The sequence below is a fragment of the Alteromonas sp. G4i35 genome (assembly GCF_054960375.1).
On record NZ_JBHNZD010000003.1, the window covers coordinates 223,477 to 234,262 of the forward strand.

The window sequence follows — 10,786 nt, forward strand, 5'->3', positions numbered from 1 at the left end:
GGCTAATCAATGAAAAGACAAAAAAGAGATAAACTGACACGCGCCCATTCGAAAGGCTATCAAGCTGGCATTAGCGGTCGTTCAAAGGAAAATTGTCCATTTCAGCAAAACGATGCACGTTCACAGTGGTTAGGTGGATGGCGCGAGGCAGTAGAAGACAGACACTTAGGTTTAAGTGTTAAATAACACTTCTCTTTTATGAACTGATTATGCAAAAAGGAAAGCCCCTGAAAAGGGGCTTTTTTGTTGGTCAACGTTAATTGACCTTATAGCTCTATAAAGGCAGTTTAGAAGTTTGAGGTATCTTGGAACAAGCCAACTTTCAAATCTTTCGCTACGTAAATCTCACGGCCATCAACTTCTACTGAACCATCTGCCATACCCATGAAAAGTTTACGCTTTATCACGCGCTTCATCGTGATCTTATACGTTACCTTCTTAGCGGTTGGAAGGATTTGACCGGTAAATTTAACTTCACCTACACCTAAAGCTCGGCCTTTACCAGGGCCGCCGCTCCAACCTAAGAAGAAACCAACTAACTGCCACATCGCGTCTAGGCCTAGGCATCCCGGCATTACCGGATCACCTGGGAAGTGACAATCAAAAAACCATAAATCGGGGGTAATATCTAATTCAGCGATAATTTCGCCTTTCCCATGTTCACCGCCATCTTCTGTAATTGAAACTACGCGATCCATCATTAACATGTTAGGTGCGGGAAGTTGACTGTTACCTGGGCCAAACATTTCACCACGGCTACACGCCAATAAATCTTCTTTGTTAAAACTATTTTTCTTCTCTGACATTCCCAACTCGTTGCTGTTATTAAAGTGACGCTGCTAATTTAGCGAACAGTTGTACGCCAAACAACTCTGAACAGTCATTTTTCTGAAGAAAAACGCATGCTAATATAGGTTTAGCAACTTTGGCTTGTACAAACATCGTTCTACACGTGTGATTTTTGTACTACTTCTAAATACAAGCTCTACAGTAACGTAACATTGTGTGAAAACTATGACAGAACAAACAACGAAAAAAAGCATTAAAAAGAGTGCCGCAGATAGAGCTAAAGCCAACGCTGATAAACAACGAAGATTCAGAGAAAGGCAAAAAGACGCAGGTAAGAAACTTGTAAGAGGCTATGTTAGCCCTGAAGCAAAGGCATGTTATGACGAAATACGCGACAAAACTGGCTGGACTGACAGTGAAGCTATGTCAAATGCCATGCGGCTTATGTACGCAGCTTACAAATGTGGACAAATTAAACTACTGAATGAATGGCTTCGCAAAAATAACCGTTAGCCGGTTTATTTAATTTTTGTTTTCAGCCATGCACGACTCGGACTATTTTGCATGGTGTGGCGTTTAACAATGCGATGCGCTTCTTTAACCACATCATCTCGCTCGCGATAGTCCCATAAGCGTTTTGCCGTGATGCGATTATTCTCTGTTATATCAACGAGCGGTTCAACGTAGTCGCGTTCAACGTCAAAATCTAACATTTGCGCTTCTAGGGGCGGCAATAAGTGAGGGGCGTGAACAGCTTCACTGGGTAATTTAGCAAGTTCTGGCACCCACTTTTTGATAAATACACCTTCAGGATCTAATTTTGAAGATTGTGTTGCAGGGTTGTATAACCGCACGGTGTGAATGCCGGTTACGCTAGCCTGCATCTGTATTTGGGGGTAATGAATACCTGGCTCAAAATCTAAGAACTGTGTTGCCAAATAATGCGCTGCCTTTAGCCAGTGTACATTTAGGTGATGACACAGAAAACTGGTTACCATGGCGCGCATTCGAAAGTTTAAGTACCCGGTATACTTAAGTGCTCGCATGCAGGCATCTACCAACGGATAGCCGGTCAATCCCATTGTCCAAAGGTAAAAGCGACGCTCGGCTTCTGGACCATCTATAAACGGAAAGTTTTCGTATCCACTATTCATTGGTCGCCATTCAATACTGTGTTCGCTCTCAAATTTTTGAATAAAATGGCAGTGCCAATGTAACCGAGACGTTAAAGCGGCTAGGGAGCGACTCCATTGTTTTCTATCAGAATTCGGCAGTAACTTTTTCGTCTGCTTTTGATGTTGGACGCTTTGGTAAACTTGCTTAATTGATAGATTGCCCCATGCCAAGTAGGGACTTAAACGAGAACATGCCCGTCTTGCATATTCCGGCTTAGAAATATGTTGATGGTAGTATTGTCCTCTAGCATCGAAAAAATCTTTTAATACTTGCCAAGCACGCCTTTCACCGCCTGGCTGCATCTTGTTTAATTTTTTTAACTTGTCTAAAACATCCTGCCGATAATAATTCGCTTTCTCGCTACAATGAGTGCCGGTTTGATTAGTAATATGACAATCAAACAGACCAAGCTCATCTAAATTTTTGCAAGCAGTGTTGATGTTGTTATGCTGGGCCCAGTCGACCCAATTAACGCTATTTATATCAATATCATAGGTTTTCGTTGTAAAGTGACGATCCCAGTTTTGCTGCCATTGCTCACGGTGAGGCAAACCACGCATCACTGCGCCATACTGGGACTCAATATGGTTTATTTTCTTTTTCTTCAAATAGTTACTTACTAAAATGTCACGGTTATGCGTAACGCTCAACCCTATTTCTTGGTAACTCCTAACTGCTGAAATGGCGTAGTGCTGGGCAATAAGTTCGAGCGCATCAATAACTTCACAGTGTAAGGTCAGTAAACGGGCGCCTGAAGGCAACTGGGCGTTAATGTCGTCGATACTTTGCTGGATAAATTGCCAATGACGCATGTCCATATGCGGGTCGGCTATAAGGGAAGGTTCCCAACAAAAAAGCGGAAGAATGTTTTCGTTTTTTTCAACTGCACGGTAGAGAGGCTCGTGGTCTCGAAGACGAAGGTCACGTTTAAACCATATGACAGTGACCGATTGTTTAGAATGTACTGGAACCATACGACGAACTAACTACAACCACTTTTTACGAAATTGGCCGTCCGAATCATAAATCTCAGTCTGCTTTTGAAGGTTGAACTGTCTGTGGCCGCGAGGGTCGCTTCCAACACCAGCTAAGTAAAGCCAATTGCCCCAATTACTCCCCACATCGTAATCGATTAATTGATGCTCAAACCACGCTGCACCGTATCGCCAGTCCTGCCTTAGTTCGTGAACCAAACAGCTCGCAACCAGTTGCCTGCCTCGGTTTGACATATAGCCAGTTTCAGCGAGTTGTCGCATGCAAGCATCGACTATCGGATAACCGGTTTTTCCTTCGCACCATAACGCAAAGGTTTCCGGACAATGCTGTGTCGACGGCTTTTTACCCTGGATACCGCTAAAACGAAACCAATTGGCCCCGTATTTACACTGTAACCAATGAAAAAATTCGCGCCAAAGTAATTCAAAGTATATCCAATAAGTGGAATCGTTTTTTTCAACGGTTGCTTCAAACTGTTGAACTTGCCGAATGACTTCCCGTGCAGACAGCGACCCGTTCGCTAACCAGGCCGAAAGCTTGGTACTGTCTTGCCAAGTATCTAAAGCGTTCCTTGTGTCTTTATACGTTGCTGCAGCTTTCCAATCGAAGAGATAAGTATTTAAATGCGTCAGCGCTGCTGTTTCACCTCCAACAAACGATGATTGAGACGGGCTTGGTAAATCAGTATCAATGGCGAATAAAAAAGACTCATCTAATTGCGGTGTAAAAGGGCTTGGTAAGCTTTCCATGGGTGGATGGACAGATAATGGCTTACAGTGCTTTTCTACTTTTCTGCGAAACGGACTAAAAACGTCGGGCATCTCTTTTATGTTGAAAGGAAGGGTTTGTGCATCAAATAAGCCAAACGTCGGAGTTTCTATTACTGTTACCGAATCGAAAAAGCGCTTTACTGTATTTAATTGTGCTCTCTCATTAAAACCACAGTGCTCGCTTACCCCAAGGTGAGAATATGGTCCGGACTTCATCAATTGAACTAAACGCTCAGCAGGGTCGCCTTTGACAATGAGCAAATCATGTCCGAGCTTAGCTAATTGCCGTTTTAAATCCACAAGTGTTTGAAGCAGGAATGTGTGCCTATGTTTCCCCATAGGCGCAAAACCATATGTCGTAGGTGTAAACGCTTTATCATCAAGAATATAAAGAAAAGTAACCTGCTGAACTGCTTCACACAGCGCAGAAATAGCAGCATTATCGTGAAGTCTAAGGTCATGTCGAAACCAATATAAACCTCGTTGATTGTTGTTCGTACGTTTTGTTTGTTGGTGGTGATTTATCATACTAATTTTGAGTACTTTTTTACTATTTCTACGGATCCTGAATCCGAGTCTTATCGTAGTACATGCAATACGAATAATATTAAGATTTGGCGCAATGCCTGAGGAAAAAAAGTGACCGTTCCCGTTAGTATAATGTGGTTCAGACAAGACCTACGTGTAAAAGACAATCCGGCCTTAAACGCTGCCTGTGATATGGGAAAAATAGTACCCATCTACATATATGATGACACTGCACCTAATGGCAGAGAGCCTGGGGGGGCAAGTAAATGGTGGCTGCATCATTCACTCTCGTCGCTCAATAAACGCTTGAACGGACATTTACAAATATTTAAGGGTGACCCACAGACACTTATTCCAAAGTTAATGAAATCATTTAACGCTAAAGGTATCTTTTGGAATCGGTGCTATGAGCCATGGCAAATAAACCGCGATAAAACGATCAAGAAAACCTTAATCGAGCATGATTATGAAGCCCATAGCTGTAACGGCAGCTTACTATGGGAGCCAATGAAAGTATTAAAGAAAGACGGTACACCGTATCGCGTATTTACACCCTACTACAAGAAGGGCTGCCTGCAGGTTGAAGAGCCTCGTTATCCCAAAGCACCACCCGCACGTATTACTTATGCGGATGTCGACAACGACAGCGATGGATTAACATCGCTAGACTTACTCCCTTCCATCAACTGGGATGCAACCATTGAAAAAGAGTGGTCACCAGGCGAAGACGGCGCCGCTGATAATTTAGCTGACTTTATTGAAAATTCAGCACGTAAATACAAAGACGGCAGAGACATACCGTCAGCCAATGGGACATCGCGTTTGTCGCCGCATTTACACTTTGGTGAAGTGTCTCCAAATCAAGTTTGGTACGCGATAAAAGACCAGTTTGGAAATAGTGAAAACAAAAGCATTGAAACCTACTTGAGTGAGTTAGGTTGGCGCGAGTTCAGCTATTATTTGCTGTTCCATTTTCCTACTTTGCCTAATAAGAACTTCAACGAAAAGTTCGATAAGTTTCCTTGGCGCACAGATGCGAAAGCGCTCAAAGCGTGGCAAAAGGGAAATACAGGCATTCCTATCGTAGACGCTGGCATGCGCGAACTGTGGCAAACGGGCTACATGCATAATCGAGTTCGCATGATTGTGGGCTCGTTTTTAGTGAAAAATCTATTACTCAGTTGGCATAAAGGCGAGCGATGGTTTTGGGATACATTGTTGGATGCCGACCTTGCGAGTAACAGTGCTAGTTGGCAATGGGTTGCGGGTTCTGGCGCTGATGCTGCGCCTTACTTCAGAATATTTAACCCAATACTACAAGGCGAAAAATTTGATAAAAAGGGCAACTATGTGCGTAAGTATTGCCCTGAATTGAACAAGCTGTCAGACAAGTATATCCATAAGCCATGGGAAGCCCCTTCGGCGATATTGAAAGATGCAGGTATAGAACTTGGTAAGGAATACCCAAAACCTATTGTTGATTTAAAAGCATCGCGTCAACGCGCGCTAGACGCATTCCAAACATTAAAAGAGTAGGGTATGGCAGCACTCATTTTAGTTTTAGGCGATCAGCTTACCGAGACGTTGCCAGCGATTGCTAACGCAGTAAAAAGCAAAGACACAATCTTGATGGCCGAAGTCCGTGAAGAAGCCACCTACGTTAAGCACCATAAGAAGAAGATAGCGTTTTTGTTTAGCGCAATGCGTCATTTTGAAAAAGCGTTGCGAGACGACAATTTTAACGTTAACTATGTTCATTATAGCGACACAAACAATCAGGGCGATTTGCTCGCTCAGGTTAAGCATGAACTTAACGGAAATGATTTTGACGAAGTAAAGGTGACTATGCCCGGAGAGTACCGCTTACTCAAAAGCATGGAGCAATGGGAAAACGTGCTTGGCATACCCGTTAGTATATGTGATGACAATCGCTTTTTATCGTCCCCACAAGAATTCACGGATTGGGCTGAAGGCAAGAAACAACTTCGAATGGAGTTTTTTTACCGTGAGATGCGTCGCAAACACAACGTGCTCATGGAAGGAAAAAATCCCATTGGCGGTAAGTGGAATTACGATGCCCAGAATCGCGAAGCAATGCCTGAAACCCAGAGAGTACCGAAGCATTCTACGTTTGAGATTGATGACATTACTTCGAAAGTTATTGAGCTCGTAAAAAGCGAGTTTAGCGATCATTTTGGCGATATCAATCACTTCCACTTTGCGGTAACTCGAAAAGACGCACTCAGCGTATTGAATACTTTTATAGAAGAAAGATTACCTAACTTTGGTCAGTATCAAGATGCCATGGTGGAAGGCAAGCCTTGGCTTTATCATTCACATATCGCGTTTTATTTGAACTGCGGTTTACTGACGCCAAAAGAAGCTATTCATGCAGCCGAGCAAGCTTACCATGCAGGGCAAGTTCCACTGAATTCTGCTGAAGGGTTCATTCGCCAGATTCTGGGCTGGCGGGAGTATGTTAGAGGGTTCTACTGGCACTTTATGCCAAATCTAAAAACCGATAACTACTTCAATAACAGCCGCGCATTGCCCTCGTTCTTTTGGGACGCCCAGACGAATATGAACTGCATGCGCCAGTGTATTAAAGAAACGCAGCAGAACGCTTATGCCCACCACATACAAAGATTGATGGTTATTGGTAATTTTAGTCTTTTAACTGAACTTAGCCCTGAGGAAGTGCAGGCATGGTATCTGTTAGTGTATGCCGACGCATATGAATGGGTTGAACTTCCTAATGTTGCGGGCATGATTTTGTACAGCGATGGAGGTAACCTAGCAAGTAAGCCGTACGTCGCAAGCGGAAGCTACATCAACAAGATGAGCAATTACTGCAAAAATTGCGGATACCAAGTTTCTAAAAAGACCGGACCAAAAGCGTGCCCGTTTAACTACTTATACTGGCACTTTATTGACAAACACAAGGAAAAATTGAGCAACAATCACCGCATGGCCATGATCTATAAAACCTACGGGCGAATGAAAGAAGAAAATATCGAAACTATGAAGCAAGATGCCTCAACATTCCTGACTAAGCTAACGAAAAATGAAGAAGTCTGATTTACCCACCAAAATTTGTCCTGTTTGTCAGAGACCATTTACTTGGCGCAAAAAATGGGAAAAGAACTGGGAAAATGTACGTTATTGCTCAAAACGTTGCTCAGGAAATAGAAAACCACTGAAAGCAAATGAATGATAGTAGTATACGTTTTTATCAAAGGTAACGCTTCTTTATGACTTGGCCAGGTTAATCATTTGTTTCTTACAGTACGTATAACGCATAGTGAACATACAAGGAGAGTGTTGTGGAAGCACCGATTACCGTAGATAGACTGCGTTTCCTTTTATACAGTGTAAAAGAAAAGCTTTGGGTAAAACCTCTTGGCTTTTGTTTGCTCTCAATATTTGCTGTATTCGTCGCTAAAGTAGCAGACGGGACTTCATTGGCTGAGCATATTCCTGAAATAAAACCCGAATCAGTTGAAACACTGCTTTCAATTATGGCATCTAGCATGATGGTGATCGCCACGTTTTCTGCAGGTACCATGGTTAATGCTTATGCTTCGGCCAGTCAGTCGTCAACGCCGCGTTCTCTAAGCCTTATAATATCCGATGATGTATCACAAAATGCTCTGTCAGTTTTCATAGGCGCATTTATCTATAGTGCTGTAGCGCTTACTGCAATGACTCAAGCTTTTTTCGATGAAGCCGGGCTTTTCATTTTATTTTGTCTAACCTGTCTGGCTTTTTCGATAGTTATTTTAACTTTTATCCGGTGGGTAGACAGCGTTGCACGATTAGGGCGCGTGGGGTCAACGTTATTAAAAGTGGAGCACGCCACGACACGCGCAATTAAAAATAGAATAGATATGCCGTGCTTAGGCGCAGTACCGCAAGAGCAAATAAAAGAGCAGGGGACGCATGCCATTTATACTAAACAAGTGGGCTATATTCAGCTTATAGACATTGCCAAGCTGCAACACTGGGCTGATAAAAACGACGGTTTTATCAATGTTGCCATGTTACCCGGTGAGTTTGTTTCACCAGAGCGTGCCATAGCATATTCAAATAAAAAGGTAGTATCAGATGAAATTGTTGACGCATTTACTATAGGTGAAGCCAGATCCTTTGAGGCTGATCCTCGCTTTGGCTTTATCGTACTAGCCGAAATTGCATCTCGTGCATTATCGCCATCGGTTAATGACCATGGTACTGCAATAAATACCATTAGCAGCATTACACGCCTTATGTTGTTGTGGCACAAGCCCAAATCCGAAACTGAAACCGAAAACTCACAAAGCGATAGCGCTCAGCATGAGGAGTTTAAATATAACCGCATTTCATTGCCTGCGTTAAATGTGAATGATCTTTTTGACGATGCGTACACCAGCATTGCCCGTGATGGTGCTGCTAATATTGAAGTTGCTATCCGAATACAAAAGTCACTAAAAACAATTAAAGCGTGCTTTAAAGATGAAGGTACAGGCATAGAAAGAGATTTTGTTGAGGCGGCGTCTAAGTTAGCGAAGCAAAGTTACGAACGTGCAAAGTTGGCATTGGATTACGAAGACGATATTAAGCGAATTGAGCGCGTTTATAATGATAACTAAACCTGTAATTTATTACTGCCAAAATCACTGCTAAAAATACTTAAAGTAAACAGCTAGCCAGTCTATATAATCTCTGCATACCACAAACCATGTAATCTACGTAAATGATCGATCGAGTTTCTTTTTGTAGTTAATCAGATTAAATCTGATTAACTACAACTCAGATAAACACAGCAACATTTTAAATAGCTAAAAATCCACATTTAAAAAATTAAAGTCTAGTAGAAAAATACAAAGACTGCGTCTTTCTGTTTGTTAGTTATACCCATAATTAATCAAAAAACTAACGTGACGCTACGTGAATGAAAATACATTTTGCGAGGTGTAGTGCTACAGATTTCACGTAGCGCACGATTTATAAATTCCATGTCTAAATCCAAAGTTCATAGCAACTTTCAATAGAAACTACTGACACAATTGAAGCAAGTGCGGTAACGCTGAGGCACAAAAATAGCTGCCACGCATAAAAGTCTGTAAGTAATCACAGCCAACAAAACATCCGAATAAAGTGACATTTTCGCCCTAATCGTCCATATACATAATTGCGCATAATGTATATTATGTTAAATAAAATATCAAAGTTGATGGTGAATGAACCAGATGGAGCTTAGCAAGGTGCTTTACGCTATCCTTCTCGTAATATTTAGGTATTCGTAAGGTTTAATGACAACTAACAAAGATAAATAATGGGACTTAATCATGTTCCTAAAAATATGCATCAGGCTTTAATCTTCTTTGCTTTGAATAATGAACGCACAGTTTGTAATATTAATTACTAGCTCAAATAACCAAAGGCTTAACGCTGATGAGTTAAATAATGGAAACTAATTATTTCTAAGATAAGACGACTAACTGTAAGGTTAAGGTTTTTCTAACATTTAGCGTTACATGTAATAATTACGGCCCGTAAAACTCATTTATTGATTGCTCTTTATTTTAAATACCATCAATTATCTATACTTCTTATTAAATTAAACATCGTGCATGAAGACCGTTCGTTTTTTTAAATTTGGGTGGCGTGGATGGCACGTAGAATTAAAAATAATCGACGCGATGTTTATTGAATTCATATCTTAGTAGACGTCGTTAATTCGGCAACGTACCGTATCGACGTCTTATTATCGTCGTACCGTAGTCGCCATTAGATAGAGGCACTATGAAAAGCGTATAAAAAGCAAAGGTAATAACTTCTAGGTTATCGCCTATTCCGCTTTTGTAACGTTTATTTTTAACTCGTTTGGTTTTGAAAAATGTGCGATTAGCCAGCAAACATGTTGGGAGTAAATCATGTGAAGTATTGCTTTAATAAATAAGCTCTTAGGGTGTTTTTCCATCACTTTTCAGCTTATTTTTTAGGCGTCGCTACGTGAAATCTGAGCGCGCATTAGGGGTGTTACCTTGCAGATTTCACGTAGCGCACGATTTGAATTGCACAAAAAAAGTACTCTCTCAGCATGCCACAAGCCTTATCTAGCGATATGATTTGGAATAATTACGAGATAGGCCAACAATTGACGGCATTGAAACACCCAAACTGTTTATATATACAGTAATATGATAGAGTAGCACTGTACTTGAGATTATAATAGTAAAGCGGTTTGTGGAGTGATGAATGGATTACTGCGTAGCTTCACGCATGATAATTACAGTTATCATGCGTGAATATTGTTATATATCAATAGCTTATCAAGTTCTGTTAAAACTAGCATAATAGTTACAATAATGTCTTCACCAGGTTGCTCAATGCCCTCAAAAACTAATAGCTCATACTTGCTCACAACTCAATTAGTTAGCAGCAACAGTGATAGCAGCTCACAGCCACAAGACTCAAGTAGCGCGACGGTTCCAGCTTTTGATATCGAGTACTCTCGTGGTAAGCAGCACACGTCAGGTTCTGAC

9 protein-coding genes are annotated in these 10,786 nt (G+C 41.5%); 6 read left to right on the forward strand and 3 right to left on the reverse strand.

Annotated features, from left to right (window positions below; translation table 11 throughout):
* Positions 1–9: 9 nt before the first annotated feature.
* Positions 10–186, forward strand: coding sequence for a ribosome modulation factor (rmf, locus tag ACFI6L_RS02885; protein ID WP_014949558.1), 177 nt, complete (start codon positions 10–12; stop codon positions 184–186).
* A 101-nt stretch (positions 187–287) separates the two neighbouring features.
* Here the strand turns inward: rmf and fabA are convergent, their stop codons facing one another.
* Positions 288–806: a bifunctional 3-hydroxydecanoyl-ACP dehydratase/trans-2-decenoyl-ACP isomerase gene (gene fabA, locus ACFI6L_RS02890; protein ID WP_014949559.1), complete on the reverse strand. Its 519-nt coding sequence runs from the start codon at positions 804–806 to the stop codon at positions 288–290.
* 208 nt (positions 807–1,014) lie between these two features.
* Here fabA and ACFI6L_RS02895 point away from each other — a divergent pair, with 208 nt between their 5' ends.
* Positions 1,015–1,302, forward strand: coding sequence for a hypothetical protein (locus ACFI6L_RS02895; protein WP_014976601.1), 288 nt, complete (start codon positions 1,015–1,017; stop codon positions 1,300–1,302).
* A gap of 5 nt (positions 1,303–1,307) precedes the next feature.
* Here ACFI6L_RS02895 and ACFI6L_RS02900 read toward each other — a convergent pair whose 3' ends face one another.
* Together ACFI6L_RS02900 and ACFI6L_RS02905 are read right to left on the reverse strand one after the other, a co-directional pair.
* A complete protein-coding gene (locus tag ACFI6L_RS02900) occupies positions 1,308–2,939 on the reverse strand; it encodes a cryptochrome/deoxyribodipyrimidine photo-lyase family protein (protein ID WP_187446472.1) in 1,632 nt (543 codons plus the stop codon).
* 12 nt (positions 2,940–2,951) lie between these two features.
* Complete coding sequence (locus ACFI6L_RS02905; RefSeq protein ID WP_168463618.1) at positions 2,952–4,259, reverse strand: DASH family cryptochrome; 1,308 nt, start codon at positions 4,257–4,259, stop codon at positions 2,952–2,954.
* Positions 4,260–4,370: 111 nt separating this feature from the next.
* Between ACFI6L_RS02905 and ACFI6L_RS02910 the strand changes: the two genes are divergently transcribed.
* From ACFI6L_RS02910 to ACFI6L_RS02925, 4 genes are all read left to right on the forward strand, one after another.
* Positions 4,371–5,795, forward strand: a complete 1,425-nt coding sequence (locus ACFI6L_RS02910) for a cryptochrome/photolyase family protein (RefSeq protein ID WP_462573391.1) — start codon at positions 4,371–4,373, stop codon at positions 5,793–5,795.
* A 3-nt stretch (positions 5,796–5,798) separates the two neighbouring features.
* Entirely contained in the window at positions 5,799–7,337 is a 1,539-nt protein-coding gene (locus ACFI6L_RS02915) for a cryptochrome/photolyase family protein (protein WP_168463616.1), read from the forward strand.
* On the forward strand, positions 7,324–7,473 hold the full coding sequence (locus tag ACFI6L_RS02920) for a DUF2256 domain-containing protein (RefSeq protein WP_081099375.1): 150 nt from the start codon (positions 7,324–7,326) through the stop codon (positions 7,471–7,473). Before ACFI6L_RS02915 ends, ACFI6L_RS02920 begins: the two co-directional genes overlap by 14 nt.
* Before the next feature lie 109 nt (positions 7,474–7,582).
* Positions 7,583–8,887 carry a DUF2254 domain-containing protein gene (locus ACFI6L_RS02925; RefSeq protein ID WP_168463615.1) on the forward strand — a complete coding sequence of 435 codons (1,305 nt, stop codon included), beginning with the start codon at positions 7,583–7,585 and terminating at the stop codon, positions 8,885–8,887.
* The last annotated feature ends 1,899 nt before the right edge of the window (positions 8,888–10,786 follow it).

What these genes read in the sequence shown, in the direction of transcription:
- ACFI6L_RS02920 (WP_081099375.1), top strand. Translation starts at nt 7,324, where the DNA reads ATGAAGAAGTCTGATTTACCCACCAAAATTTGTCCTGTTTGTCAGAGA.
- fabA (WP_014949559.1), bottom strand. Translation starts at nt 806, where the DNA reads ATGTCAGAGAAGAAAAATAGTTTTAACAAAGAAGATTTATTGGCGTGT.
- ACFI6L_RS02895 (WP_014976601.1), top strand. Translation starts at nt 1,015, where the DNA reads ATGACAGAACAAACAACGAAAAAAAGCATTAAAAAGAGTGCCGCAGAT.
- ACFI6L_RS02915 (WP_168463616.1), top strand. Translation starts at nt 5,799, where the DNA reads ATGGCAGCACTCATTTTAGTTTTAGGCGATCAGCTTACCGAGACGTTG.
- ACFI6L_RS02905 (WP_168463618.1), bottom strand. Translation starts at nt 4,259, where the DNA reads ATGATAAATCACCACCAACAAACAAAACGTACGAACAACAATCAACGA.
- rmf (WP_014949558.1), top strand. Translation starts at nt 10, where the DNA reads ATGAAAAGACAAAAAAGAGATAAACTGACACGCGCCCATTCGAAAGGC.
- ACFI6L_RS02900 (WP_187446472.1), bottom strand. Translation starts at nt 2,939, where the DNA reads ATGGTTCCAGTACATTCTAAACAATCGGTCACTGTCATATGGTTTAAA.